This window comes from Paenibacillus sp. GCM10023250 (genome assembly GCF_042653205.1).
In the GTDB taxonomy this organism is placed as follows: Bacteria; Bacillota; Bacilli; order Paenibacillales; family Paenibacillaceae; genus Paenibacillus_Z.
This window is the reverse complement of the sequence record NZ_JBHSHY010000042.1, coordinates 14748-40149: the sequence shown is the minus strand read 5'-3', so window position 1 is coordinate 40149 and position 25402 is coordinate 14748. Positions and strand designations below refer to the sequence as shown.

At 62.6% G+C, this 25402-nt stretch carries 26 protein-coding genes; 21 read left to right on the top strand and 5 right to left on the bottom strand.

Annotation, left to right across the window (positions count from 1 at the left end; translation table 11 throughout):
* Nucleotides 1-148 precede the first annotated feature (148 nt).
* From ACFPB1_RS22910 to ACFPB1_RS22900, 3 genes are all read right to left on the bottom strand, one after another.
* Nucleotides 149-460: a putative quinol monooxygenase gene (locus ACFPB1_RS22910; protein WP_379228458.1), complete on the bottom strand. Its 312-nt coding sequence runs from the start codon at nt 458-460 to the stop codon at nt 149-151.
* 102 nt (nt 461-562) lie between these two features.
* Nucleotides 563-1549, bottom strand: a complete 987-nt coding sequence (gene trpS / locus ACFPB1_RS22905; protein WP_379228457.1) for a tryptophan--tRNA ligase — start codon at nt 1547-1549, stop codon at nt 563-565.
* A gap of 454 nt (nt 1550-2003) precedes the next feature.
* Nucleotides 2004-3533, bottom strand: a complete 1530-nt coding sequence (locus ACFPB1_RS22900) for an MDR family MFS transporter (protein WP_379228456.1) — start codon at nt 3531-3533, stop codon at nt 2004-2006.
* A 531-nt stretch (nt 3534-4064) separates the two neighbouring features.
* Here ACFPB1_RS22900 and ACFPB1_RS22895 point away from each other — a divergent pair.
* Entirely contained in the window at nt 4065-4511 is a 447-nt protein-coding gene (locus ACFPB1_RS22895) for a DoxX family protein (RefSeq protein WP_379228455.1), read from the top strand.
* 123 nt (nt 4512-4634) lie between these two features.
* Here ACFPB1_RS22895 and ACFPB1_RS22890 read toward each other — a convergent pair whose 3' ends face one another.
* The gene (locus ACFPB1_RS22890; RefSeq protein WP_379228454.1) at nt 4635-5552 is read right to left on the bottom strand and encodes an ornithine carbamoyltransferase; all 918 of its coding nucleotides are present in this window, start codon (nt 5550-5552) and stop codon (nt 4635-4637) included.
* Between the two features lie 459 nt (nt 5553-6011).
* Between ACFPB1_RS22890 and ACFPB1_RS22885 the strand changes: the two genes are divergently transcribed.
* The 15 genes from ACFPB1_RS22885 (at nt 6012) to ACFPB1_RS22815 (ending at nt 17703) form a co-directional block, all read left to right on the top strand.
* On the top strand, nt 6012-7379 hold the full coding sequence (locus tag ACFPB1_RS22885; protein ID WP_379228453.1) for a DUF4367 domain-containing protein: 1368 nt from the start codon (nt 6012-6014) through the stop codon (nt 7377-7379).
* Between the two features lie 165 nt (nt 7380-7544).
* Nucleotides 7545-8735, top strand: coding sequence for an alanine racemase (gene alr / locus ACFPB1_RS22880; RefSeq protein WP_379228452.1), 1191 nt, complete (start codon nt 7545-7547; stop codon nt 8733-8735).
* Between the two features lie 406 nt (nt 8736-9141).
* Nucleotides 9142-9423, top strand: a complete 282-nt coding sequence (locus tag ACFPB1_RS22875; protein ID WP_090644307.1) for a CopG family ribbon-helix-helix protein — start codon at nt 9142-9144, stop codon at nt 9421-9423.
* Nucleotides 9424-9425: 2 nt separating this feature from the next.
* Nucleotides 9426-9776 (top strand): type II toxin-antitoxin system PemK/MazF family toxin, encoded by a 351-nt coding sequence (locus ACFPB1_RS22870; RefSeq protein ID WP_090644310.1) that lies wholly within the window; start codon nt 9426-9428, stop codon nt 9774-9776.
* Between the two features lie 195 nt (nt 9777-9971).
* Nucleotides 9972-10667: a hypothetical protein gene (locus ACFPB1_RS22865; RefSeq protein WP_379228451.1), complete on the top strand. Its 696-nt coding sequence runs from the start codon at nt 9972-9974 to the stop codon at nt 10665-10667.
* Between the two features lie 14 nt (nt 10668-10681).
* Nucleotides 10682-11353 (top strand): hypothetical protein, encoded by a 672-nt coding sequence (locus tag ACFPB1_RS22860; protein ID WP_379228450.1) that lies wholly within the window; start codon nt 10682-10684, stop codon nt 11351-11353.
* Between the two features lie 174 nt (nt 11354-11527).
* A complete protein-coding gene (locus ACFPB1_RS22855; RefSeq protein ID WP_379228449.1) occupies nt 11528-12253 on the top strand; it encodes a flagellar biosynthesis protein FlgA in 726 nt (241 codons plus the stop codon).
* Nucleotides 12250-13113, top strand: coding sequence for a hypothetical protein (locus ACFPB1_RS22850; protein WP_379228448.1), 864 nt, complete (start codon nt 12250-12252; stop codon nt 13111-13113). The genes ACFPB1_RS22855 and ACFPB1_RS22850 overlap by 4 nt, the downstream gene beginning before the upstream one ends.
* The gene (locus tag ACFPB1_RS22845; RefSeq protein WP_379228447.1) at nt 13113-14579 is read left to right on the top strand and encodes an ATPase, T2SS/T4P/T4SS family; all 1467 of its coding nucleotides are present in this window, start codon (nt 13113-13115) and stop codon (nt 14577-14579) included. The genes ACFPB1_RS22850 and ACFPB1_RS22845 overlap by 1 nt, the downstream gene beginning before the upstream one ends.
* Nucleotides 14576-15511, top strand: a complete 936-nt coding sequence (locus tag ACFPB1_RS22840) for a type II secretion system F family protein (protein ID WP_379228446.1) — start codon at nt 14576-14578, stop codon at nt 15509-15511. Before ACFPB1_RS22845 ends, ACFPB1_RS22840 begins: the two co-directional genes overlap by 4 nt.
* 19 nt (nt 15512-15530) lie before the next feature.
* Nucleotides 15531-16421, top strand: a complete 891-nt coding sequence (locus tag ACFPB1_RS22835; RefSeq protein WP_379228445.1) for a hypothetical protein — start codon at nt 15531-15533, stop codon at nt 16419-16421.
* A 13-nt stretch (nt 16422-16434) separates the two neighbouring features.
* Entirely contained in the window at nt 16435-16587 is a 153-nt protein-coding gene (locus tag ACFPB1_RS22830) for a hypothetical protein (protein WP_177222281.1), read from the top strand.
* Nucleotides 16588-16618: 31 nt separating this feature from the next.
* Nucleotides 16619-16765: a hypothetical protein gene (locus tag ACFPB1_RS22825; RefSeq protein WP_379228444.1), complete on the top strand. Its 147-nt coding sequence runs from the start codon at nt 16619-16621 to the stop codon at nt 16763-16765.
* Nucleotides 16762-17193, top strand: coding sequence for a hypothetical protein (locus ACFPB1_RS22820; RefSeq protein WP_379228443.1), 432 nt, complete (start codon nt 16762-16764; stop codon nt 17191-17193). The genes ACFPB1_RS22825 and ACFPB1_RS22820 overlap by 4 nt, the downstream gene beginning before the upstream one ends.
* 27 nt (nt 17194-17220) lie before the next feature.
* Complete coding sequence (locus ACFPB1_RS22815) at nt 17221-17703, top strand: hypothetical protein (protein ID WP_379228442.1); 483 nt, start codon at nt 17221-17223, stop codon at nt 17701-17703.
* A 74-nt stretch (nt 17704-17777) separates the two neighbouring features.
* On the opposite strand, the gene uraA is transcribed toward ACFPB1_RS22815, so the two are convergent.
* Complete coding sequence (uraA, locus tag ACFPB1_RS22810) at nt 17778-19088, bottom strand: uracil permease (protein WP_379228440.1); 1311 nt, start codon at nt 19086-19088, stop codon at nt 17778-17780.
* Nucleotides 19089-19505: 417 nt separating this feature from the next.
* On the opposite strand from uraA, the gene ACFPB1_RS22805 reads away from it, so the two are divergent.
* From ACFPB1_RS22805 to ACFPB1_RS22785, 5 genes are all read left to right on the top strand, one after another.
* Nucleotides 19506-20738: a M24 family metallopeptidase gene (locus tag ACFPB1_RS22805; protein ID WP_379228439.1), complete on the top strand. Its 1233-nt coding sequence runs from the start codon at nt 19506-19508 to the stop codon at nt 20736-20738.
* Nucleotides 20739-21212: 474 nt separating this feature from the next.
* Entirely contained in the window at nt 21213-22259 is a 1047-nt protein-coding gene (uxuA, locus tag ACFPB1_RS22800; protein ID WP_379228438.1) for a mannonate dehydratase, read from the top strand.
* A 13-nt stretch (nt 22260-22272) separates the two neighbouring features.
* Nucleotides 22273-23148, top strand: coding sequence for a sugar phosphate isomerase/epimerase family protein (locus tag ACFPB1_RS22795; protein WP_379228459.1), 876 nt, complete (start codon nt 22273-22275; stop codon nt 23146-23148).
* A complete protein-coding gene (locus ACFPB1_RS22790; protein ID WP_379228437.1) occupies nt 23145-24290 on the top strand; it encodes a Gfo/Idh/MocA family protein in 1146 nt (381 codons plus the stop codon). Before ACFPB1_RS22795 ends, ACFPB1_RS22790 begins: the two co-directional genes overlap by 4 nt.
* Nucleotides 24290-25375 carry a Gfo/Idh/MocA family protein gene (locus ACFPB1_RS22785; protein ID WP_379228435.1) on the top strand — a complete coding sequence of 362 codons (1086 nt, stop codon included), beginning with the start codon at nt 24290-24292 and terminating at the stop codon, nt 25373-25375. Before ACFPB1_RS22790 ends, ACFPB1_RS22785 begins: the two co-directional genes overlap by 1 nt.
* Nucleotides 25376-25402 lie beyond the last annotated feature (27 nt).

Here is a 25402-nt window from a genome sequence, read left to right as displayed (position 1 = left end):
AAAGGGCTCAAGAGTATGCTTTCACGTTATTTGGAGCTTTGTTAACCCTTTGGAACCGCCGTATGCGGACCCGCATGTACGGTGGTGTGAGAGGACGGAGGCTAGCCGCCTCCTCCTACTCGATTGTGCAATGCAGGGGCACCGGCCGTTACGCCCGCATGCCTTTGCCGCCGAGCGGCACGTGCTTCACCTGCTGGTCGAAGCCCGCGATGAGCGGCTTGGCGCGCGCGATCATCGCCTGCGTTGCCTCGAGGGCGAGCGAGGCCCGGTGCGCCTCGGCATTGTCCCAGACTTCGGTAATCCAGATTGCGTCCGGTTCGTCGGGCAGCAGGCTGACGACGTAGATTTGGCAGTCGGGGACGGCATGCATGCTAGCGGCAGCCTCCGTCAGGATCGCGGCCAGCTCGTCGCGTTTGCCCGGCTGCGCGATCATTTTGCCGGATAAGCCGAATTTGCTCATCTCCACACATCCTATTCTGTTGGTCTTGCCTCCATCATACCGAATGACGGCTGACAAAACCAGTCAGCGAAGCAAGGTTCACGGCGTCCCGCGTCTCGGCGCTTATCCGAGCGTAAGCAGCCCCATCGCCTGCTTCGCCTCCCGCAGCGTCGCGTCCGCGGCCGCCGCTGCCCGTTCCGCGCCATCCCGCAGCATCGTCAGCAGCTCATCGGAATCGACCAACTCGGCGAACCGCCGCTGAATCGGCATCAGCTTGGCGATGACCGCTTCGGCGACTTCGCGCTTGAACGCGCCGTAGCCGGCGCCGGCGAAGCGGCGCTCGATCTCCGGCACGCCGGCGCCGGCGAACACTGCGTAGATCTCAATCAGGTTGCTGATCTCCGGCTTCCGCTCCCAGTCGTAGCGCACCTCGCCTTCGGAATCGGTGACGGCCTTGGCGAATTTTTTGCGGATCAGGTCGGGGTCGTCCTGCAGCAGCACGCAGCCGTTCGGATTCGGGTTGCTCTTGCTCATCTTCTTGGACGGATCGTCGAGCCCCATGATGCGCGAGCCGATCTCCGGGATGACGGGCTCGGGCACCACGAACACCGGCGCGAACCGGTTGTTGAACCGCTCGGCGAGGTCGCGCGTCAGCTCCAGATGCTGCTTCTGGTCGTCGCCGACGGGCACGTGCGTCGCCCGGTACAGCAGGATGTCCGCGGCCATCAGCACCGGGTAGGTGAACAAGGCCGAGCTGACGGCGTCCTTCCCGCGCGACTTGTCCTTGAACTGCGTCATCCGCCCGAGCTCGCCGACATGCGCCTGCGTCTCCAGCAGCCAGCTCAGCTCGGCGTGCGCCGGCACCTGCGATTGAATGAAGATCGCGGCTTTGTTCGGATCGACGCCGGCCGCGACGTAGTACGCGGCGATTTCCTTGGAGCGGCGCAGCAGCAGTCGCGGATCCTGCGGCACGGTGATCGCGTGCAGATCCGGTACGAAGAAGAAGCATTCGCAGTCGTCCTGCAGCTTCAGGAATTGATGCAGCGCGCCGCCGTAGCCGCCGATGTTGAGCTCGCCGCTCGGTTTGATGCCCGAAATGATTCTGTTCACGTGACATTCCTCCTCGGTCGATAGAATCGCGGTCCAAAACAAAAAACACCCCGTCCCCAAAGGGACGAAGTGCTGGACTCCGCGGTACCACCCGAATTCGGCGCAAGCGCGCCGCGACTCTCACATGTCAAAACGTCTAACATGCGTCCCCGGGATAACGGAGGGACCTGCCGTCAACGCCTACTTGCCGTTTCGCGGAAGCGGCGTTCGGATTGAAGCGAACGGAGCCATTCGCCGCGCTCGATCGTGCCGGACCTTGCACCGTCCGCCGGCTCGCTGGGACCATCGATGGTCGCGGGTACTCTTTCCGTTCATAGCTGTCGCATATCAGTTTTTGGTGATGGTTAGCCCTAACTCTAGCGGGAAAGCGGCGAGGTGTCAAGGGCGCTTCGCCTCATGCGAACGACTGCTCCGCGATGCGGCCGCGCCAGGAAACGTCCGGCAACCCGCCCGCCTATTCCGCGGAAGCCGCCGTCGCCGCGACCGTCTCGGCCCCCGGCGATTCCTCGCGCTTGCGCAGCACTTCCTTCTTCAGGAACCAGCAGACGACGAACGCCGCGATGACGAAGACGAACGAGATGCCGAAGATGCCCTGGAACGCGTCCGCGAACACGGTTTGCACCTTGATCAAGAGGTCGTGTGGGAGTCCTTGCGGAATGCCGCCGGTCGCGATGGTGTTCGCCGTGCCCGCCGGGAGCTGGTCGGCCATCCCCGATACGCCTTGGTTGATGTGGCGGGCCAGCAGGCTGCCGAAGACGCTGAGGCCGATCGTCGCCCCGAGCGATTGGAACAGCTGCACGGTGCCGAGTGCGGCGCCGCTGTCGGCCTTGTCGACGGACTCCTGGACGATCAGGTTGTCGCTGCCGAACAGGACGCCGATGCCGAGGCCGAGGATGAAGAACGCGACGATGACGTACAGGACGCTCGTGTCGAGGCCGATGCGCGTCAGCAGGTAGAATCCGACGATCGGTAGCGTGAAGCAGGCGATGAACAGATTACGGTACGGCACCTTCGTGATCAGGAAGCCGTTCACGATGCTGGACGGAATCGCGCCGGCCATGAACGCGAGCATCAGGTAGCCGGCCGCCGTCGGCGTCAGCCCCATGACGTTCTGCGCGAAAAACGGGAACGTGGCGATGCCGCCCATAATGCCGAGCATGAGGATGAGGACGATGCAGGACAGCACGACGACCGAGCGGTGCCGGAACAGCCGAAGTGGAATGATCGGCTCCTTCGCGCGGCGCTCGATGAAGACGAACAACGCCGTAAGCGCGGCGGACAGCGCCAGCAGGCCGACGATGAGCGGCGACGACCAGGACAGGCCCCGGTTGTCGATCAGTACGGGCGCCATCAGCAGGGAGAGCAGGGCGGCGACGAGCGTCGTGGCGCCGGTCCAATCGATCGCGCGCTTCTCTTCGCCGCGCGACTCGCGCATGCCGATGCCCAGCACGGCCGCAGACAGCAGGCCGACGGGGATGTTGATCAGGAACACCCAGTGCCAATTCACGTGGCCGACCATGTAACCGCCGACCGTCGGACCGAGCAGCTGGGGCAGGATCATCAGCGGACCGAAGAGGCTTTGGATCTTGGCGCGCTGCTCGAGCGGGTACGTGTCCCCGATGATAACGAGGGCGAGCGGCATGAGCCCGCCGGCGCCGATGCCTTGGATGCCGCGCCCGGCGAGCAGCATCGTCATGGAATCGGCCAAGCCGCCCACGATCGAGCCCGCCATGAACAAGGCCATGCAGCTCAGATAAACGCGTTTACGGCCGTACAGATCGGCCAGCTTGCCGAGAATCGGCATGAACATCGTGACGGCCAGCATGTAGACGCCGGCGACCCAGCCGTAGAGCGACAAGCCGTGCAGCTCGCGGATAATCGTCGGCATCGCCGTCGAGACGACCGTTTCGTCCAGCTCGGCGAAGATCAAGCCGAGCATCAGGCCCGCGAGGATGAGCCCTTTGTTGTTTTTCGTGGCAACCATGTCGAGAATCTCTCCTTTCTTTATTGGCTGTCATGATTATAGGTCATGTGGGACGGCGGGAAATCGATCGCGAGACCGAGGCGGGCGACGTCCATTGGGCCGAGGCCGCCGGGACCGGGAGAGGGAGACGGCGTGTTCGCCATCGGGTAAACAAGATGTCTGGCTTTTTAATATTCCTTTACAGGAATATTCCATATGGGGTATATTTGGAATGCGCTATCGGCATGGCGTGCACCGGCTAATCCGGAATCTGCTGCTGCGAATTAGACACCGAAGCCTCTTCGTGCGTTAGGCGATGCCGTGCTTATTGAGGCGCAAACAGCCGCCGGCGTCGGAGTAACTTCGCCCACGGCTTTTAATGGAGATTGCAAATGGATTGAGCTTTAGCGTCCTCGCCGGGAGGAAATCCGATCAAGCGGAAGCTTGTCCGCGGGAATTGCGAAGAAAGGAAGTGAACGATGGAGAAAGCGTTATCCTGCCGGACGTGCGGCTCGCTAAAAGGTGCCGATTCGAGGTTTGAATATAGGCACAATGAGGAAATCTAAGGAGGCTAATTCAATGAAAAAGGTTTTGATTCCCTACTGGATTTTTACCGGGCTGCTTGCGGCATTCATGGGCATCGGGGCGATTCCCGACGTGATCGCGTCCCGTGAAGCGGTGGAGCTCTTTCATCATTTGGGATACCCCGGATATCTTCTTCCGTTTCTTGGAATCGCCAAGCTGCTGGGGGTCGCAGCGATTCTTATCCCTGGTTTTCCGCGAATCAAAGAATGGGCGTATGCCGGACTGTTTTTCGATTTAACGGGCGCGATGTTTTCGACGATCGCCGTGGACGGCTTTGCGAGCGGATTGATGTTCCTGATCGGCTATATCATGATCGCGGGTTCCTATGTTTATTACCATAAACGATTGAAATCGGGATTATCGGGCGGCATGCAGCGCGCGAATAACGCGAACAGCGAGCTCCAAGGCTATTAACTCCTTGCTGGCAGAATGAATATGATGGCGGTCCAGCGGACCGTGCATGCCGAATAGCCCCTCGCTTCGTCGTCCGAAGCCAGGGGTTTGCGCTGTTCGGCGGGCCAGCGCGCCGTATCCGCGTCAGGCTTGCTCGAGGAGATGGAGCAGCAGCGCCTTCTGCGCGTGCATGCGGTTCTCCGCCTGCTGGTATATGAGCGAGCTCGCCGATTCGATCAGCTCCTCTTCGATCTCGAAGCCGGGGTGGATCGGCATGTCGTGCAGGATGTACGGCGTATGGCCGTTCAGCGCGCGCCGGTTCAACTGAAAGGGCAGCATCGTCTTCATGCGGAAATCCTTGACCGCGCCGTAATCCGCGCTGTAGAAATGCTCCATGTCGATCCATGTGTCGGTATACACGTAGTCGGACTGCGCCGCCGCCTCTTCGAGCGAGTCCATGCGCGCGATGTGTCCGCTCGCGAACGCTTCGTCCATCAGTTCGCCGTCCCACGAAGCTTCGTTCACGATCGGCGTGACGAGCAGCAGGCGGACGCCGAGCGCGAGGCAGCCCGCGATCAAGGAATTCGCGACATTGTTCTGAATGCCGACGTACGTGACGGTGACGTTCTCGAACGTGCCCGACACCTCGTAGATCGTCATCAGGTCCGCGAGCGCCTGGCACGGATGATAGCGTTCGCAGCAGCCGTTGATGACCGGGACGGTCGCGTAGCGGGCCAATTCCTGCAGGTCGGCGTGCTTCTTCAGCCGCGCCACGATGAAATCGATGTTGCGCGAGACGTAGCGCGCTTCGTATCGGATGGGCGAGATGCTGAAATTGCTGGCGTTCCAATCCATCGGCACGGCGTAGCCGCCCATCTGGTTGATGCCCGACTGGAAGGAGAGGTTCGTCCGGGTGGACGTCTTCTGGAACAGCATCAGGACGCCTTTGCGTTCGCAGGCGTTCGCGAAGCGCTCGGGCTGCTTCTTGATGGCGATGCCTTTCTGGATCAAGCCGAGCAGCTCGCCGCGGCTCAATTCTTTCAACGATAACAAGTGTTTCATTATGGGCACCCCCAGGTATGAATAAATATGCATTATAATTCGTGTATTTGAATTAATATTCATACTAGGCTGTCACTGACTTATTGTCAATATCGTTTGTTTAACCTTGATACAGCTTGCGATAAGTTTGTGTGGGATGAATAAATATTCATATCCATTCAAATGTGGCGTAGCGTCGGCGCACTGGCGGGTCCGCGGTTCGCCTTTCGATTCTTCCGTGCGGTCTCATGAAGCGCACGGGGCGTTCTTTCATTAGTAGCGCGCCGTTCCGGCCGGCTGGCCCGTACGCGAATGCGTCCAAGCCGCAACTTGTCTGCATATTCGTCCAAGTCCCCTCATACAAATGGTACAAGTCAAGCGTAAACGGCTCTTGTCCCGTACGCGACCCGCGCGCGATATCCGCGCGGGCTGCCGTACAACTCCGGGTACGTTTAATAATTGTGATGAGGGGTTGATCTCATGCGTCGTCGATTCAGTTTCATCGCAGCGATCTTGCTATGCGTCACGGCGGTGCTCGCAGGCTGCGGGACGAAGGACGCGGAATCGGTAGTCAAGGATTTGGACAAAACGTTGAGCAGCTTGGACAGCTACACCGGCAAAGGCGTCATGACGCTCTACACGGGCCAGCAGCCGCTGGAATATCAAGTGGACGTTTCCTTTCAGAAGCCGCAGTATTACCGCATCGCCCTGACGAATGCCAAGAAGGACATCACCCAGATCGTGCTGCGCAACGACGAAGGCGTGTTCGTCCTGACGCCGCGCCTGAACAAAGTGTTCCGCTTCCAAAGCGACTGGCCGGCGAACCAAGGCCAAGTCTACCTGTACCAAACGCTCGTCCAAAGCATTCTGCTGGACAACTCCCGCCAGTTCGCGGTCGACAACGACGCGTACGTGTTCGACGTCTTGGCGAACTACCAGAACGGCTCCCTGGCCCGGCAAAAAATTTGGCTGAACAAATCGGACTACGCGCCGAACAAAGTGGAAGTCAGCGACGCCAATAACGCGGTCATGGTGTCTGTCAAATTCGATTCGTTCAAATTCGGTTCCAAGCTCGAGAAGAGCGTCTTCGATACCCAGAAAAACATGGGCACGCCGGCAGCAGGCGGCGATCAGCCTACGATGGCGTACCCGGATAACGGCAGCAACGCGGACAACGCGAACAGCAGCAATAATAACGCGAGCAGTGACAACGCGTCCGCTTCGCCGGACAACAACGGCACGGACAACGCGGCGACGAATGGCAGCACCGACAACACCGCGACGAATGGCAACGCGGATAACACCGCGACGAATGGCAGCGCCGGCAACGCGGCGACGAACGGCAACGCCGATAGCGGGAACAACGCGAACGCAACCGGCAATAGTCCGGACGATAACGCCAGCACGGACGCGGATAACAGCGCCAACAATTCGGCGGACGACAACGCGGCCGGCGATTCGGACGATGCGTTAGCGCCGGCCGGCAGCGGCGACGCGGGCGGTACTTTCATCGGCATGGACCCGACCTACTTCCCGGATGGCGTCTCGGAGAAGGATAACCAAAGCATCGTGTTCGGCGGCAACCCGGGCATCATGATCCGCTATTCGGGCACGTACGATTACACGCTCATCGAGACGCAGCCGAAGGACGTCGCCGTATCCGCGACGAAGGGCGAGCTGAAGGATCTGGGCTTCACCTACGGCTTGTTGAGCGGCGGCGCGGAAGACGAGCAGCGCACGCTGACGTGGACGTACGCCGGCACGGAGTTCCGGATCACGAGCGCGAACCTGCCGGAGGAAGAGATGATCAAGATCGCCCAGTCCGTACAGGGCGAGATGTCGAAGTAACGCTGGCGGAAGGAGCGGTTTCCAACACTTGCCCCGGCCGGGCGGACGCGATTTCATTGACATGACCAAGCCGTACCGTATAACATAAAGGTTACGGGTTAACGAGCTAAACGCCTGCCCATCCGTGGGGGGCGTTTACTTTTTTGGGAATGAAGGTGGAGCAGGTTGACTACGGCAGGCTATTATCGCCCGACGCGGGCCGAAATATCGTTAGACGCGCTGAAGCATAATTTGCTGGCGTTTCGCGCGGCTCTACCGGAAGGGATGCTGCTGATGGCATCCGTGAAAGCGAATGCCTACGGCCATGGAGCCGTCGAAGTGGCGCGGGAAACGGAGCGCTGCGGCGCTGATTACCTCGGCGTCGCGTTCCTCGACGAAGCGCTTCAGCTGAGAGAGGCCGGCGTGAAGACGAAGATTCTCGTGCTCGGCTACGTACCTCCGGAGGGACTTGCCGCCGCGCGCGACGCGAACGTCGCGGTCGCTCTGTTCCGGGACGACGTGCTCGAAGCGGCCGCGGCGCTGCCGGCCAACGGCAAGCGGCTCACGGTGCACGTCAAGGTCGACACCGGCATGGGCCGGCTCGGCCGGCTCGCGGACGGGGATGCGGTGCCGTTCGTCCGTCGGGCGATGGCAGCTCCGAACGTGGACGTCGAAGGCTTGTTCACGCATTACGCGCGCGCCGACGAAGCCGACAAGGGCTATACGGAGCTGCAATACAGCCGGTTCAAGACGGTTGTGCGGCAACTGAAGGCGGAAGGGATACGCATCCCGATCGTTCATGCGGCCAACAGCGCCGCGGGTATCGACACGCCGGAGATGGGCGGGGGCATGCTGCGGCTCGGCATCAGCATGTACGGCCTGTATCCGTCGACGGAAGTGAACGGCAGCCGGATCGCGCTTAAGCCGGTCATGACGCTCAAGACGGCGGTCGTCATGACGAAGGACGCGCCGGAGGGCTGGGGTATCAGCTACGGCACGCGCTATTTCGCCAAGGCCGGAGAGCGGATCGGCACGCTGCCCGTCGGTTACGCCGATGGTTACAGCCGGATGCTGACGGGCCGGGCGGAGGTGCTCGTCCGCGGCCGCCGCGTGCCGGTGCTCGGCACGATTTGCATGGACCAATGCATGGTCTCGCTCGATGCCTTCGCCGGGGACAGCCCCGTCGAGAACGGGGAGGAAGCCGTGCTGATCGGCTCGCAGGGCGAGGCGTCGATCACCGCAGAGGAAGTGGCCGACAAGCTGGGCACCATCAACTACGAAGTGACGTGCATGGTCGCCGCCCGGGTGCCGCGCGTCTATACGCGGGACGGGCACGTCGTGGCCGTCGCGAATCCTCTGCTGGGCGCGAAGGAATAATTTTCATCCGCTAGTTGCGATTGTCGCAAGAGGATTTTATCGTCTAATCACGAAATAGTAAGAACGGGTAGACTTTTCGTCAGACTTTGTTTATCGTTAGTCCGGGAGGTCCAGGCGCCGCGATCGGAACGGCTGCCGTTTCCATGCGGGCATGTCCCGCCACTTGCCGACGATTGCGTTTCTGGTCTTCTGGCGTCAGCTATGGATGCAGCATACTTGATATATGCGTTGCATACATATGAGGGTGTATAAGACGGACCAAACAATGACATACTGATACTGTTTTTTGAAATATAAGCCTTTTTTGGCTGTCCGTCGGCTTATATTTCTCTGGGAAGAATCGCGTTTCGCCTTCTTGATGGCGGCCGGTTCACCCTGCTGGAAATGTTTTGGAGGTGCGAGTTCGGTGGCCAATTTGCAAAATACCAAAAGGATTATGATCAGTTTACCGGATCATTTGCTGGAGGAAGTCGACGGAATCGTCGCCAAAGAAAACTCGAACCGAAGCGAATTCATTCGTCAGGCTATGAAATTGTACTTGATTGAACGAAAGAAGCGTCAAATTCGGGATTCCATGCAGCGCGGCTATCTGGAGATGGCAAAGATCAACCTGGTAATGGCTTCGGAAGCTTTTCAAGCGGAGGAAGATGCCGGCGACACGCTCGGCCGACTCGTAAGCGGGGTGTAAGCTTGATCGTAAAACGCGGCGATGTGTTTTTTGCGGATTTGTCACCTGTCGTAGGTTCGGAACAGGGCGGCGTGCGTCCTGTCCTGGTGATTCAAAATGATATCGGCAACCGCTTCAGCCCGACGGTCATCGTGGCGGCGATCACCGCCCAGATCCAAAAGGCGAAGCTGCCGACGCATGTCGAAATCGACGCGGCGTCCCATGGGTTCGACCGGGATTCCGTGCTGCTGCTCGAGCAAATTCGCACGATAGACAAACAGCGGCTAACCGACAAAATCACGCATCTCGACGACGAAATGATGCGCAAGGTGGACGAGGCGCTTCAGATCAGCGTCGGTCTCATCGACTTTTAAGCTTCGCAATCGCATAGATGGACGACGAGAGCCCTTGCGCGGGCTCTTTTTTGCGTTTCGCGGGACAAGCTTCGCGGCCTCCGGCAGCCCCTCCGTCCGCGGACCGAGGGCAAGTTCCATCTCCCGCCGCTGTCCGCGCCGCCGCTCGCGGCGCATAATGAGAACATAACGAACGAATAAGCGGAGGGATAAACGATGATGAGAACGACGAGTCGGCCGGATTTGGAAGTTTCGGGCATCGGCCATGCCGGGGGCGGCGAATATTACGCCGTGAAGCTCGACGGCGTTTGCAAGGTCGGCGGCACCGTAGATTGCCTGACCTTCGAGGCGAACGGCATGACCGCGGTGGACGGGGACGTGCGCGCGGAGCAGCGGCTGGAATCGAACGGCAAATTCACCTGCTTCGGCGCTCTGCAATCGAGCGGCGGCCTGAAGCTGGAAGGGCAAATTACCGTGAACGGGCCGATGCGGGCGGAGCGGCTGGACCTGAACGGCTACGCGAAGGTCCGGGGGGATTGCGAAGCGCTGCAGGCCAAGGTTCGCGGCGCGATGATTATTGAAGGTCGGATGACCGGGGACGAACTCGACGTGAAGCTGGAAGGGCCGTTCGAGGCGGAGAACATCCGGGCGCGGCATATCGCCGTCCGGCATTCAGGGAAGGGCGGGCTGCGGAAGCTGCTCGATTCGCTGATGCCGGCTTGGCAGGCCCGCCTGAACGCCCGCGTCATCGAAGGAGATATCGTCGAGCTCGAGGAGACGACCGCGGAAACCGTCCGCGGCCGCACGGTCATCGTCGGCCCGGGCTGCAGCATCGACTGCGTGGCCTATTCGTCCGATCTCGTCGTGCATCCGCAGGCGCAGGTGCGCACGAGCTATCGGGTCGAATCCTAGGGAGGGGAAGCGGCATGCACGCGACGATGAAACACAACATCAAAATTACGGGCAACGGCACGATGCACGGCGGCAGTTTCCGTCACGTCCGGGTCATGGGGGAAGCGAAGATACTCGGACCGGCTGAATGCGAATCCGTACGCTGCATGGGCACGCTCGACGTGACGGACACCTTGGCCGCGGGGCGATATCGGCAGATCGGGGAAGTCGCCGTGAACGGCGATTTGGTCGGCGAGCAGCTGAATATCGTGGGCCAGCTCGGTGTGCAGGGCAGCGTGCGCGGCCGGTCGGTGAAATTGTGCGGTCAGCTCGACGTGCGCGGCGACTGCGAGGCCGAACGGTTCGAAGCGAAGGGCGGCTTCGCGATCCGCGGGCTGCTGCACGCGGGCGAGGTCGACATTCGCACCTGGGGGCCGTGCGCGGCGAAGGAAATCGGCGGCCGGCGCATTGTGGTGCGCCGGAGCAAGTGGGGCGGGCTGAAGCAGCTGTTCTCCGGACAGGAGCCCTTGTCGCTAACGGCTGAACTGATCGAAGGCGAGTACGTCTACCTGGAAAACACGACCGCCGACGTCGTGCGGGGCGCGAACGTCACGATCGGCCCGGGCTGCCGGATCGGGCTCGTCGAATACCGCGATCAACTGAGGCGGCTCGGAGACGCGCGGATCGACGCGGACATCAGACGATGAGCGACAAGAACTGACAATTTTATGCTAGACAGCCAAATTAATGTCTGCTATGATTAGGTCAATATTACTAGTGCAGATCACTAGCGGACGCTTTGCGAAGAACGCAAGCTCGGGCTATACGCCCGGCTTGCGTTTTTTTTGTTTGCCGCTAAGGAAGCTGCCGGGGGGATGGCCATGAACCGAAAACGACATTTGCTCATATCCGTGACGGCCGCGCTGCTGTCGGGACTGCTCGTGTACGGCGTCTATATGCTTCAGCTGCGCCAAGTGAAATTCCAGGAGACGGTGGACGTCGTCGTGCCGCTGCGCTTCGTCGCCGCCGGCGAACGGCTCGCGCCGGACATGCTGGGCGTCAAGCAGATCGCGAAGGCGTCGTACACGGACGACATGGCGGTCAGCCGCGACGGGCTGGCCGGCATGGAGGTCGTCGTGCCGCTCGGCGCGAACGAGCCCCTGCTGCGCTGGAAGGTCGACAAGTTCCGCCTGCTGCCGAGCCAGAACCAGTCCACCTTCGGCATCCCGCGCGATTACGTGCTGTCCGTGTCGAACGGCATTCGGGCCGGGGACAAGGTGATGGTGTACGTCTCAGGCGAAGCCGCGGGATCCGAGCGGCTGTTCCCGGAAGCCGTCACGGTCGCGTCCGTCAAGACCGCGGGCAACGTGGAGATCGACGATGCCGACAATTCCAGCCTATTATCAATGGCGAGCGGAAACAAAGAAGCGATGTATGCTTCCAGACGGGACGCCAACGGCATGATCGATTACATTAACCTGAACCTGACGGAGGCGGAGTGGCTGAAGCTCGATTCCTTGTGCAAAGGCGGCCAGAGCAAGCTTGTGATCGCGTATTCGCCGGAATCGCTCGACGTCGGATCCCCGCCCTCGGAGGCTGCGCCATGAGCGCGCCCGATCAGTCCGCCGCGCAGACGGCGCCGCTCATCGCGTTCGTGGGCACGACGCCGAACATCGGCACGACGACCGCCGCGTTCGCCGCAGCTTGCCGGATCGCGGCGGAGCGCGAGTGCGGCGTCGGTTTCCTCTGCCTGAACCTGAAGAGCGCGAAGACGCACCGGTTTCTCGGCGTCGACGAGCCGGCGACGACGCTCGACGAGCTGCGCCCGGAGCTGGCGACGCGGTCGCTGAACGCCGAGAAGCTGCTGCGCTCGACGCATCGCTGCCGCGGTCTGCCCGGCCTGCGCGTGCTGTTCGGCAATTTGCTGCGCGACCAGGCGGAGTTTTACGCGATGGAGGAGATGGAGCATCTGCTCGCCGTCGCGGCGCAGACGTTCGACGTCGTCGTCGCCGACGTCGGCGCGTACTGGGACAACGCGGCGACGATTTGCGTCCTGCGCCGGGCGAGCACGCGCATCGTCGCGACGACGGGGGCGCTGTCCCACTTCCAGGAGGACGGGCAGCGCTGGCTGAAGCAGCTGGCGCCGCTCTACGGCATTCCGGCCGACTCGTTCCAAGGCATCGTGATTCAATCCCCGCGGGGTAAAGGAGGATTTCAAGTGAAAGACATTTGCAACGAGCTCGGCGTGCCGCTGCTGGGCGAGCTCGCGTTGACCGAGGAGCTGCTCGCCCAGCTGGATAGCGGCACGCTGGACGAATGGCTGGCCGGGAGCGAGCGGGGGCGAAAGACGATGCAGGCGTCGGCGAAGGCCATTGCGGAAGTCTACGGCCTGCGGCGCAAGCGGAAGCCGGCGCTGCAGCCCTGGTACAAGAAGCTGCTCGCGCATCGCGGCGGGGTGAGCTCGTAATGAACAAGGACGTTCGATTTTCGCCGGCCGCTTACTCGGCCAAGCTGTGGGCGGCAGAAGACTCGCCGGCGGCACCGGCCGCCGCAGGTCATGACGCGATGCGCGATTTCCGGCGCCTGGCGGAAGACGTGCGCACGTACCTGGCCCAGCCGCGCGGCGAGACGGAGGAGGAGCGCCGCGAGTACAACGAATGCTTGAACCGCGCCGTGCTGGGCTACGGCGACGACCGCGAACGGATTCTGGCCGTCATCGCCGACCGGCTGCTTCGCCAGCGGATCCACGAGCTGCCGGGCTTCCGGCACCCGTACGCGACGCTGGCGGAGGCTTTGTTCGCCGAAGTCATCGGGATGAATGTGCTCGAGCTCGTGCTTCTGAAGCGGGAAGGGCTGGAGGAAATCCAGGTCGTCGGCACGTCGGTGTTCGAAGTGCGGGACGGCGTCGCCCGCCCGTCGGCCTACGCATTCGAGTCGCTGCGTGAGGTGGAGCGGATCCAGCAGAACCTCGTGCTGTACAACAACGACCGGATCAATCCGCGGAAGCGGTGGGCGGAGGTCATGCTCCGCGACGGCACGCGGGTGACAATGACGGGATTCGGCTTCACGGCCAAGCCGACGCTTACGCTGCGGTTCTATACGGTGCGGCGCTTCGAGCTCGCGCAGCTGAGCAAGCCGGAGTACGCCACGATCAGCGATCGCGTCCGGCATATGCTGCTCGCCGTGCTGCACGCCCGGTTCAACGTTGTTGTGATCGGCCCGACGAACTCGGGCAAGACGAATCTGATTAAGGCGCTGATCGGCGAAATGCCGGACGAGGAGCGGCTCGTCACGATCGAGAGCCGGCACGAGCTGATGCTGCAGCGGGATTTCCCGGCAAAGAACGTCATCGAGTACGAGGTGGACGAGGACGATCCGCAGCACCGTTCGGCCCAAGCGTTCAAGCTCGCGCTCCGGCAGTCGCCGCAGCGGATCATCCATGCCGAAATCCGGGACGAGGACGCCAACATTTACGTGCGGGCTTGTACGCGCGGCCACGCGGGGAGCATGACGACGCTGCATGCCAATACGCTCGAGGACGTGCCGGAAGCCATTTCCGACATGTGCTTGCAGGACGGCCGGGGCTTGAATCCCGAACGGCTGACCAAGCGAATCACGGAATACGTCACCCAGATCGGCATCGAGATGCGGTTCGCGGGAGGACGCCGCCGGCTTGTGCGCCTGGCGGAGCTGTATTGGGCCGACGGCGCGCCGGCCGTGCGGGATTGGGCAATATTCGACGAAGCGGCGGGGAATTGGCGGTACCCGCACTCGCCTTCTCCTTCGGCGGCGGCCCGGCTGAAGCTTGGCGCGCCGCTGACGGGAGCTGCGGCATGGCCGGAGCTCGGCGCAGCGCCAGCGCCCGCTCCCGTTGTGCCGGCTCAGGCCGGAGCGGCGGGTCTCCGCAAGGCGGGAGCGTGGAACGCGCCATGATGCGGCTAACCTTGATTTTGTTCGCAGCCGCCCTGTTTTGTACGCTGTTCGTAGCCGTCAGGAGTTTACTGGACGCCTGGATGCAGCGCCAGCAGGTCATCGGCCGGCTCAGCTACCGCAGGGAGCAGCGCATCGGAGAACGGCTTGCCCGGTATTTGCAGCGTTACGACCGGGCGTACCGGCATCTCGCCGAGCTGCTGGAATCGCTGCAGGTCAGCCTGCGGCCCGGCTCGGTCGTCGTGCTCAGCCTGCTGCTGCTGCTGGCGGGCGCCGCCTTCGGCGCGATGTTCTTTCGCACCCCGAAGGGGCTGCTGCTGACGGCCGGCGTGCTCGGGACGCTGCCGTACTTGCTTCTGCGCATGATGCAGGTGCGCCGGCAGATGAAGACGCGCATCGACTTTTTGCCGGCGATCGAGCTGTTCTACCAATGCTGCCTCGTGAGCGGGGGGCGGCAGATCCGCACGGCGCTGCAGCGCACGGTGGAGGAGAAGCGAATGCTCGGGCCGATGCAGGAGGTGTTCGAGCAGCTGTACCGGAACCTCTCCGTCCGCGGGGACGACGAGGCCAGCCTGCGCGTTTTCGCGGCGGCGCTCGGCCACGTCTGGGCGGATTATTTCATCAATATCGTACGGGCGGGGCTCGCGGAGGGCCATCCCATTGCGGGCAACCTGAAGGACCTGATCACGGACATGCGCAAGGCGCGCAGAGCCAACCAGCAGGAGCGCAACAAGCTGCTGGAGATCCGCGTGGCCAACTTCACCCCGATCCTGTTCCTGGCGCTCTTCATGGGCATCAATTTTCATTACAATCCGGAGAACGCGTACCGGTATTACGTGCTGGATCCCGGCGGCCGGAACATGCTGCTGAACGCGGCGGTCATGATCTTCCTGTCCTTCGTCATGGGGCTGTGGCTGTCCCGCAAAAAAATGTGAAAGGGGGCGTGCGGCCTCGATGAACGACCGATTCGGCGAACTTCTCCTATGGGCGGCGCTCGCCGTCCAATACGCGCTCGGCGTCGCGCTGATCGTCTCCTTGCTGAAGGCTGTCTCGTTCAGGCGGCCGCGCTTCGCGCATCTGGCGCTGCTGCAATGGCGCACGCACCGGATCGGCGACCGCTGGCTGCGCGTGGCGCGGCTGGACCGCAGCTCCGCGGCCTTCAAGGAGCGGGAACGGCTGCTGGCCGGCTGCGGATTCACGGGCGATGCCGCGCTGTATCTGCTGCTGCGCAGAATCGCGCTCGCCGGCACGCCGCTGTGGGCGCTGGCCGCTTATGGTTTCTCGCTGCTGCGTCTCGGCACCATGCCGGCCGTGGCGGCTCCGCTCGCGCTGGCGGTGCTGCTGCTGCTTTTGCTTTGGGACCAGCCATGGCTGGAAGCGTTCCGCAAGGCGCGGGCGGAGCGCATGACCAAGGAAATCTACACCGTCAGCAATCAACTGCTGTACTTGGCGGGATCGTCGCTCCACATCCATACGAAGCTGATGCGCTGCCTGCCGTTCACCCGCACGATGCGGGGCGATTTGCAGACGCTGCTCGGCGAGTGGTATCACGACGCGGAAGGGGCGCTCCGGCGGCTGAAGCTGCGGCTCGGCACGGAGGAAGGACTCAGTTTCGTCGAGACGATCGATTCGCTCCGGCTGCACGAGAGCGAGCATTATTACGAGCTGCTGCGCGAGCGGATCCAGGATTACAAAGAGAAGCTGGAGCTCGCGAAGGACAGCCGCAAGGAGTCGACGTCTTACTTTTTGTTCGTGCTGGCGGGGCTTCCCATCATGTACACGTTTCAGATTTTCATCTATCCCTGGGTTCGGGAAGGACAGACGCTGTTTCAATCGCTAAATTGAAGGAGGTGAGCGCATGCGCAACATTTTGATTACCGTCATGATGCTGGTCGTCGTCATCCTGCTGTTCAACGCTATCGTCGCGAAGGACACGACGGGCACGAAGGCCCAGATTCAAACGCAGGGCGACAACGCCAATACGAAAATCAGCACGCTGCTTACCCCGTAACCGCGCAACGGCGCAAGAAGGAGGCGACGCCATGCGATCTTTGCTCATGATGCTGCTGCTCATCATCGTCGCCGTCGTGGTGTACGACGAGGTGGCGGGCGGAGGCGAGGGCATGAACCGGCAGCTGGAGCGGTCGGGCCGCCATATGAGCGACGGCATCCGGAGGATGAGTCCGTGAAGAGCCTGCTCGTATTCGTGCTGCTGGCCGCCATGATGTGCTGGTTCATGTTCAGTCCCATTTATAAACACGTGCTCATCGTGCGCCAGGCCGTGCTTCAGCAGGAAGTCGACTACTTGCTGGAGATCGGCGCGAGCGGCGACTACGGCTACGTCGATGCAGCCATGCTGGAGGCGTCGAAGGAGCGGCTGGCCGCTTACGGGCTCGACCCCGCGTCCGTCGACTTCGAGGTCTCCACGGACGGCGGGGCGAGCGCAACCGATCCGGCACGGCCGCTTCTCCGCGGCGCGCCGCTCACCGTGACGGCCAGCTATCCCGTTGAAGGGCTGTTCAACATCGACCGTCTGATCGGCGTCGCGCCGCCGGCGGCCGATGCCAGGCTGAAAGCGTCCGGCACGAAGATGAGCGAATACGTGCCCTTGCGGTAGACGATACGGCGAAAGGAACCGAGTGTCATGTACAAGCTTGTGCTGGTGATGCTGATGGCGGTCATATGGATGCTGCTGCACGCGCTGCAGACGGACGAGGAGATGGCGGTGGCCGCCTTGTTCCAGGGGAAGCACGCGGTCAACCGGGCTGCCCATGCCGCCGCGCAGCAGATCGACGCCGCCGCGCTTGCCGATGGCCGGCTTCATATCGACGAAGCGGCCGCCCGCGCGGAAGCCGGCGAATACCTGCGGCGCAATTTGCAGCTGGACGGGAATGGCCTGCCGCTGCCGGGGACGTATTGGAAGGAACGGGTCGAAGTCGTGGATTTTCAAGTGTTGAACGACGATCTGACGTACCCGTATACGTACCGGAACGAAGCATACGATTACGACGTGACGCTGTTGCGTCCGGGCGTCGTGCTGATCGTTCGCCTGGCGTACCCGCGCGTGTTCTCGGTCATCGAACCGATTACGTGGACCATCAAGGGGACGGCCGAGTTGACGTCGTAGCGGCGAACGCAACAAACAGGCCGGCGGGAAGGGGGCCCGCGCGGCCTGTTTGCTGCGGCGCTTGAAGTAAGGGATTAATGCCCGGAGGACGCCTCGGCGTCGTTGGACATGCGCGTGATTTCGAACAGCTTGAACAGCAGGCTGAGCACGATGGCGGTCACCGTCGCGAGCGCCATGCCCGAGAGTGAGAAGTCGCCGATCGTGATCTTGGCGCCGCTCAGACCAGTGACGAGAACGATGGCCGTCAAATACAGGTTCGTCGGCTTGCTGTAGTCGATCTTCGATTCCACGAGCATCCGCAGGCCGGACGCGGCGATAACCCCGAACAGCAGCAGCGAGACTCCGCCCATGACCGGGTCCGGAATGCCGGAGATGAGCGCAGAGAATTTGCCGAGAAATGACAGCACGACTGCGATGACCGCCGCGCCTCCGATGACGAAGGTCGAGTAGACCCGGGTAATCGCAAGCACGCCGATGTTCTCGCCGTACGTGGTGTTCGGCGTGGAGCCGAGGAATCCGGAGAGGACCGTCGAGATGCCGTTGCCCAGCATCGAGCGATGCAGGCCGGGATCTTTGGACAGGTCTTTGCGGACGATGTTGCCGGTTACGATCAGATGGCCGATATGTTCGGCGATGACGACGAGCGAGGCCGGCACGATCGTCAGAATGGCGGCCCATTCGAACGTCGGGAGCGTGAAGGTCGGCGATTCCAGCCAGCCCCGTCCCGCTACCGCGTCGAAGGACGTATAGTGGAGCGCGTACGCCAGCGCGTAGCCGCAGACGATGCCGACAAGAATCGGAATGATGCGCATGAAGCCGCGGAACAGCACCGAGCCGAGCACGGTGATGAGCAGCGTCACGACCGAGATCGTAATGGCCGTCGGATCCGGCGTCCAGACGACGGCCGGCGCGGCGTTCGGCGGCTTGATCCAGCCCGCCATGCCCGCGGCGGTCGGAATGAGCTCGAGGCCGATGACAGCGACGATCGCGCCCATTGCGGCCGGCGGGAAGAGGACGCGGATCCAGCCGGTGCCCGCCGCCTTGATGATCAGCGCGACGATCGTGAAGACGACGCCGGCCGCGATGAAGCCGCCGAGCGCCGCCGCATACCCGTCGTCCGGGGCGGCGTGATTGCCGATCACCGCGCCCGCCGGCGCGATGAACGCGAAGCTGGAACCGAGGTACGCGGGAATTTTTCCTTTCACGATAAACAGATAAAGCAGGGTGCCGATGCCGTTCATTAACAGACAGATCGCCGGGTCGACCTTGAGCAGGTTCGGGACGAGGACCGTCGAGCCGAACATCGCGAACAGGTGCTGGATGCTGAGCATTAGGCTTTGCCCGAGCGGGGGCCTTTCGTCAATGCCGATTTCTTTTTGTTTCATGATGCCGCAAGCCTCCATTGATTGGTTTTATGGAACCAAGATCGAATCGTTCGTGCGCAACTTTTATCGATTCTACATAGTCTGATGTAGGTTGACAAGGACTTTATCAAACCGCGCCGCTCCCGAGCTTCGCGGTTTCCGCGGGGCTCGCGCGCCGTCTGTCGCGACGAAACGGAAGACTTGCGGGTGCGGCGATGCCCCTGGCTTCCTTCTAACCTAAAGCCAGCCATCATCACGCCGGTAGCCCGCCGCCGCCTGCCGCCGTGACGCCGGTAGCCCGCTACCATGCCGGTTACCCGCCACCACCGCGCCAGTGCCCGCCATCACAACGCCTGTACCCCGCCGCCGAGTTGACGGGCCGCCCGTTCTTTTGTTGTAATGAGGGAAAGCAAACCACGGTAGCGAGGAGCGGGTACGGTGAACGGATTGGAGTTCGGAACGGTGGCGAAGGACGAGGTATTGGACCGCGTTCGGCGGCTGCAGGCGCGCATGGCGCAGGCGGGCGTCGACGCTTTCCTGATCACGCAGCACGTCGATTTGTATTATTTCACGGGCTCGATGCAGGCGGGTTACGCGTTCATTCCGGCGGATGGCGATCCGGTCTTCTATGTCAGGCGAAGCCTGGAACGCGCCAAGCAAGAGTCGGCCGTCCGCGTCGAGCCGATGGGTTCGTTGCGCGGCTTCCGCGCGCAGCTAATCGGCGGTCATCCGGACGTGTTCGCGGGAAAGGCCGGCGCGGCACCGATCGTCATCGCGACGGAGATGGACGTGCTGCCGGCCGCGATGCACGCGAGGCTGGCCGGTTCTCTCGGAGGCAGTCCGGGCTGCGAGCTTACGGACGGATCGGCGCTCGTCCGCGGCGTCCGGACGGTTAAGTCGGCATGGGAGATCGGCCGGATCGAGGCGGCCGCGATCGTCGTGGCGGAGGCGCTCGAAGCCGCGCTTCCCGTGCTGAAGGAAGGCGTCGCGGAGCTGGAGCTGATGGCGCGCCTGGAATACGAGATGCGCATCCGCGGCCATATCGGCCTCATGCGGACGCGCAGCTACAACATGGAAATCATCACGGGGATGCTCGGCTCCGGCGAAGCCGCGGCTGTGCCGAGCGCGTTCGACGGCCCGGCGGGCGGGCTCGGCCTCGGTCCTGCCGCCCCCCAGAGCACGAGCCGCCGGACCATCCGACGCGACGAGCCGATTCTGATCGATATCGGCTGCTGCATCGACGGCTACGTCATCGACCAGACGCGGACCGCCGTCATCGGCGCGCTGCCGCCGGATCTTGCCGGCGCCTACGCCGAGGCAGAGCGGATCATTCGCCATGCCGAGCGGCTGATGGCGCCGGGGACCGCACCCGACGCAATCTACGCCGCCTCGCTTGCGGATGCCGCCGCAGCCGGCCTGGCCGATCATTTCATGGGCCACGGCGTCAATCAGGTGAAGTTCCTCGGTCACGGCATCGGCCTCGAGGTCGACGAGTGGCCGGTGCTGGCCCGCGGATTCAGCGAACCGTTGGAGCCGGGCATGGTCCTTGCCGTCGAGCCGAAGTTCACATTCCCCGGCCGCGGCGTCGTCGGCATCGAGAACAGCTACCTCGTCACGGACGAGGGCTGCCGGCAGCTCACGAAGTCGCCGGAAGGCCTTATCGTCGTGTAGTCGTTGCCCGGGCCGCCCGCCGGATCTTGGATCCTGCGGGCGGCTTTTTGGCGTTTCTCCGTAGGGCTTCTCCGTAGGGCTTCTCCGTAGAGTTTCGCTGTAATGTTTCTCCATAAGGTTTCTCCGTAATGTTCCCTCGTAATGTTGCCTCGGTTCGGCGCTCCTGCAGTCGGTTTCCTATCATTAGACAGGCCGCCGGCGGTTTGCGGGCATTATTTTTCCAGTCTATTGTTATCCCGCCGTTTCGCCCTTCCCCGGCATTTTCCCTTCCTCCGGCATTTCCGCAAATTCCGCCCGCTCTTCCGCCGGCGGCCTTTGATTCAAACAACCGAATCCCTCCAAACGTTTAACTGTGGTTAACCTCCTGGCCGGTACGGACCGTATTCGGGATAGGCTGTGCTACAATGAGTCTGGATTCTTGCGAGAACCGCGAACGAAAGCCTTTCCAATTACGATACAAGAGGTGCTTGTGCCATGAAGATGACGTTCAGATGGTTTGGCCAGGACGATCCCGTCACACTGCAAAATATCCGCCAAATTCCCGGGATGTACGGCATCGTGACCGCATTGTACGACGTGCCGGTCGGCGAAGCATGGCCGGCTTCGTCGATCCGGTCGCTGAAGGAGACGATCGAGGCGGCCGGCCTGCGGCTGGCTGTGATCGAAAGCGTTCCCGTGCACGAGGACATCAAGCTGGGACGGCCTTCCCGCGATCGCTTGATTGAAAATTACAGTCAAACGATCCGCCGGCTCGGCGCGGCGGGCGTTCCGGTGATCTGCTACAATTTCATGCCGGTATTCGACTGGACCCGGTCGAATCTAGCCCATGAGCTGCCGGACGGCTCGACGGCCCTGACCTTCGAGGACGAAACGGTCTCCCGCATGGACCCGGTGAACGGCGACTTGTCGCTGCCGGGCTGGGACGCGAGCTACACGAAGGACGAGATGGGCCAGCTGATCGCGGCCTACGCCGACGTCACGGAAGACGCGCTGTTCGATAACCTCGCCTACTTCCTGGAACGGATCATTCCGGTCGCGGAGGAAGCCGGCGTCGTCATGGCGATCCATCCCGACGATCCGCCGTGGCCGATCTTCGGCCTGCCGCGCATCGTCAGCAATATAGCGCAGCTTCGCCGCCTGACGGAGCGTGTCGACAGCCCCGCGAACGGCATCACGTTCTGCTCCGGCTCGCTCGGCGCGAATCCGGACAACGACCTGCTCGCGATCATCCGGCACTTCGGTTCGCAGGGCAAGCTGCATTTCGCGCATACGCGCAATATTTTGCGCACGGGGCCGCGTTCATTCCAAGAATCGGCGCATCAGTCGTCGGCCGGTTCCATCGACATGACACGCGTGCTCGAGGCGCTTTACGAGACCGGCTTCGAAGGGCCGCTCCGTCCGGACCATGGGCGGATGATTTGGGGCGAGGAAGGCCGTCCTGGCTACGGCCTGTTCGACCGGGCGCTCGGCGCGACGTATTTGAACGGCATCTGGGAAGCTATATCCAAGACGAGGAGCTGAATTCGCCATTATGTTGAAATTATCCGTATTCACCGTCGCGGCGCCGGATCTGTCGCCCGAGGAGCTGTGCGAGGCGGCGGCGTCCGCCGGCATCGACGGCCTGGAATGGCGCTGCAAGGAGACGCCGGCGGAGCTGCTGAACGAGGCGCCCTCCTTCTGGGGCAATAACATGTGCACGATCTCGCCGGACGCCGGCGAAGCCGAAATCGACCGCTTCCGGCAGGCCGCGGCCCGCACCGGACGCAAGGCAATCGCGGTCACGCCGTACTTGAGCTGCGGCGACGTCGAGGGCACGGAGCGGATCATGCGGCTCGCCCGCAGTCTGGATGCCTCGTTGATCCGCGTCGGCGTGCCCGGCTACAACCGGACGAAGCCGTACGGCGAGCTGTACGAGCAAGCGATCGTCTACCTGCGCGAGGTCGAGCGGCTTGCGCTCGATTACGGCGTGAAGGCGCTCGTCGAGACGCATCACGTCACGATCGCCCCGAGCGCTTCGCTAGCCCACCGGCTCGTGTCTCCGTTTAACCCAGATGCGATCGGCGTGCTGTACGACCCCGGCAATATGGTGCACGAAGGCTACGAGAATTACCGGATGGGGCTCGAGCTGCTCGGCCCGTACCTGGCGCACGTGCACGTGAAGAACGCGGCTTGGCGGCCGGTCGCGGCAAGCAGCAATGCGGCCGATCATCTGGAGCCAGCCGAATGGACCAGCGGCTGGGCGCCGATCGCGAACGGCGTCGTCCCGTGGAAGCAGGTGCTTCGGGACTTGAAGGCCGTCGGCTACGACGGCTGGTTCGGAGTGGAAGATTTCAGCGGCACGTTCGACACGCGGACGATGCTGCGCACGTACGCCAACCAAATGAATCGATGGATGGAGGAAATCTTGTGAAACAAGTTAGATACGGCATCGTCGGCATCGGTAACATGGGGTCGGGGCATGCGGCGATCCTGACGTCGGGCAAAATTAAAGGCGCGGTGCTGACCGCGGTCTGCGACGCTTTCGAGAGCAAGCGCGAATGGGCGAAAGAGCAGTACGGCACGGGCGTCGCGGTGTTCGAGAACGCGACCGACATGATCGGCTCCGGCCTCGTGGACGCGGTCGTGATCGCCACGCCCCACTATGATCATCCGGCCGAAGCAATCGCGGCCTTCGCCCAAGGGGTGAACGTCCTGGTCGAGAAGCCGGCCGGCGTGTACGTGAAACAGGTGCGGGAGATGAACGAGGCCGCGGCGAAGAGCGGCAAGACGTTTGGTATCGTCTATAACCAGCGCATGAATCCGCTCTACCAGAAGCTGCGCGACCTGATCGCGACCGGCGAGATCGGCGATATTCGGCGCATCAACTGGATCATCACGAATTGGTACCGCTCGCAGGCGTACTACGATTCCGGCACGTGGCGCGCGACGTGGGCCGGCGAAGGCGGCGGCGTGCTGATCAACCAATGCCCGCATAACCTGGACCTGTGGCAGTGGACGACGGGCATGATGCCGACGCGCATCCGGGCGTTCTGCCAATTCGGCAAGCACCGCGACATCGAGGTCGAGAACGACGTGACGGCGTACGCGGAATACGCGAACGGCGCGACGGCGGTGTTCATCACCTCGACATCCGACGCCCCGGGCACGAACCGGCTCGAGGTGACGGGCAGCCGCGGCAAGATCGTCATCGAAGACGACCGCATGACGATGTACCGCCTCCGCGAAGACGAAGTGGACTTCAACGCGCGCAACACGGCGCCGTTCGCGTCGCCGGAAGTATGGAAGATCGAGCTGCCGAAATCCGGCCCGAGTCCCGAGCATGCGGGCATTCTCCAGAATTTCACGGATGCCGTGCTGCACGGAACGCCGCTCGTCGCGCCCGGCGAGGAAGGCATCCTCGGCCTGACGCTGTCGAACGCGATTCATCTGTCTACGTGGCTGGACGACTGGGTGGACCTGCCGCTCGACGAAGCGGTGCACGAGGCGGAGCTGAACAAGCGGATCGCGTCGTCCAAGTTCAAGCGGCCGCAGCCGGCGGAGGCGAGAAACTGATGGCGGCGGTCAACCGCGGCGACGGCATGAACTACGCGCCGGTGTCCCTCGTCAAGCCATCGCCCGTCGCGGGACCGGACGAATTCGTCTTCGCGGCGATGGCGCTGGACCACGGCCATATCTATGGTATGACGAACGGGCTGCTGGAAGCGGGGGCTACGCTCAAGTGGGTGTACGACCCGGATCCGGCGAAGGTCGCGCAGTTCGTCAAGACGTATCCGCAGGCGCAAGCAGCGGCCTCGCCGGACGTCATCCTGGAAGACGCCGAGGTCAGGCTCGTGGCGGCGGCGGCGATTCCGTCCGAGCGCGGTCCGCTCGGCGTCCGGGTCATGCGGCACGGTAAGGACTATTTCACGGACAAGACGCCGTTCACGGCGCTCGAGCAGCTGGACGCCGCCCGAGCGGCCGCCGCGGAGACGGGGCGCAAGTACATGGTGTACTACAGCGAGCGTCTGCACGTGGAGAGCGCGATCTATGCCGGGCGCCTCATTGAGGAAGGCGCGATCGGCCGCGTCGTGCAGGTCATCGGCACGGGCCCGCACCGGCTGAACAAGCCGTCGCGCCCGGACTGGTTTTTCCGCAAGGCGCAGTACGGGGGCATCCTGGCGGATATCGGCAGCCATCAGATCGAGCAGTTCCTGTTCTTCGCGGGCTGCAAGGACGCGACGGTCGCGAGCAGCAAGGTGGCGAATTACAACAACCCCGACGTGCCGGAGCTGGAGGATTTCGGCGACGCGACGCTGATCGGGGACAACGGCGCGACGAACTATTTTCGCGTGGATTGGCTGACGCCGGACGGGCTCGGCACCTGGGGCGACGGCCGGACGATCATTCTCGGCACGGACGGGTTCATCGAGCTGCGCAAGTACATCGACATCGGCCGTGACAAGAACGGCGACCAGGTTTATCTGGTCAACCACGAGGGCGAGCATCATCTGTCCGTCGGCGGCCAAGTCGGCTTCCCGTTCTTCGGGGAGCTGATCCTGGATTGCCTGCATCGGACGGAAAACGCGATGACGCAGGCGCATGCCTTCAAGGCGGCGGAGCTGTGTCTGCAGGCGCAGCGGCAAGCGGTCCGGCTGTAAGCCGATATGGGCTCGAAAGGGGGCGGC

Coding starts and splice junctions, on each gene's coding strand:
- ACFPB1_RS22845 (WP_379228447.1), top strand. CDS start 13,113: ATGAACAAGGACGTTCGATTTTCGCCGGCCGCTTACTCGGCCAAGCTG.
- ACFPB1_RS22830 (WP_177222281.1), top strand. CDS start 16,435: ATGCGCAACATTTTGATTACCGTCATGATGCTGGTCGTCGTCATCCTG.
- ACFPB1_RS22850 (WP_379228448.1), top strand. CDS start 12,250: ATGAGCGCGCCCGATCAGTCCGCCGCGCAGACGGCGCCGCTCATCGCG.
- ACFPB1_RS22785 (WP_379228435.1), top strand. CDS start 24,290: ATGGCGGCGGTCAACCGCGGCGACGGCATGAACTACGCGCCGGTGTCC.
- ACFPB1_RS22855 (WP_379228449.1), top strand. CDS start 11,528: ATGAACCGAAAACGACATTTGCTCATATCCGTGACGGCCGCGCTGCTG.
- ACFPB1_RS22860 (WP_379228450.1), top strand. CDS start 10,682: ATGCACGCGACGATGAAACACAACATCAAAATTACGGGCAACGGCACG.
- uraA (WP_379228440.1), bottom strand. CDS start 19,088: ATGAAACAAAAAGAAATCGGCATTGACGAAAGGCCCCCGCTCGGGCAA.
- ACFPB1_RS22900 (WP_379228456.1), bottom strand. CDS start 3,533: ATGGTTGCCACGAAAAACAACAAAGGGCTCATCCTCGCGGGCCTGATG.
- ACFPB1_RS22840 (WP_379228446.1), top strand. CDS start 14,576: ATGATGCGGCTAACCTTGATTTTGTTCGCAGCCGCCCTGTTTTGTACG.
- ACFPB1_RS22835 (WP_379228445.1), top strand. CDS start 15,531: ATGAACGACCGATTCGGCGAACTTCTCCTATGGGCGGCGCTCGCCGTC.
- ACFPB1_RS22910 (WP_379228458.1), bottom strand. CDS start 460: ATGAGCAAATTCGGCTTATCCGGCAAAATGATCGCGCAGCCGGGCAAA.
- ACFPB1_RS22885 (WP_379228453.1), top strand. CDS start 6,012: ATGCGTCGTCGATTCAGTTTCATCGCAGCGATCTTGCTATGCGTCACG.
- ACFPB1_RS22815 (WP_379228442.1), top strand. CDS start 17,221: ATGTACAAGCTTGTGCTGGTGATGCTGATGGCGGTCATATGGATGCTG.
- ACFPB1_RS22865 (WP_379228451.1), top strand. CDS start 9,972: ATGATGAGAACGACGAGTCGGCCGGATTTGGAAGTTTCGGGCATCGGC.
- ACFPB1_RS22895 (WP_379228455.1), top strand. CDS start 4,065: ATGAGGAAATCTAAGGAGGCTAATTCAATGAAAAAGGTTTTGATTCCC.
- ACFPB1_RS22825 (WP_379228444.1), top strand. CDS start 16,619: ATGCGATCTTTGCTCATGATGCTGCTGCTCATCATCGTCGCCGTCGTG.
- uxuA (WP_379228438.1), top strand. CDS start 21,213: ATGAAGATGACGTTCAGATGGTTTGGCCAGGACGATCCCGTCACACTG.
- ACFPB1_RS22890 (WP_379228454.1), bottom strand. CDS start 5,552: ATGAAACACTTGTTATCGTTGAAAGAATTGAGCCGCGGCGAGCTGCTC.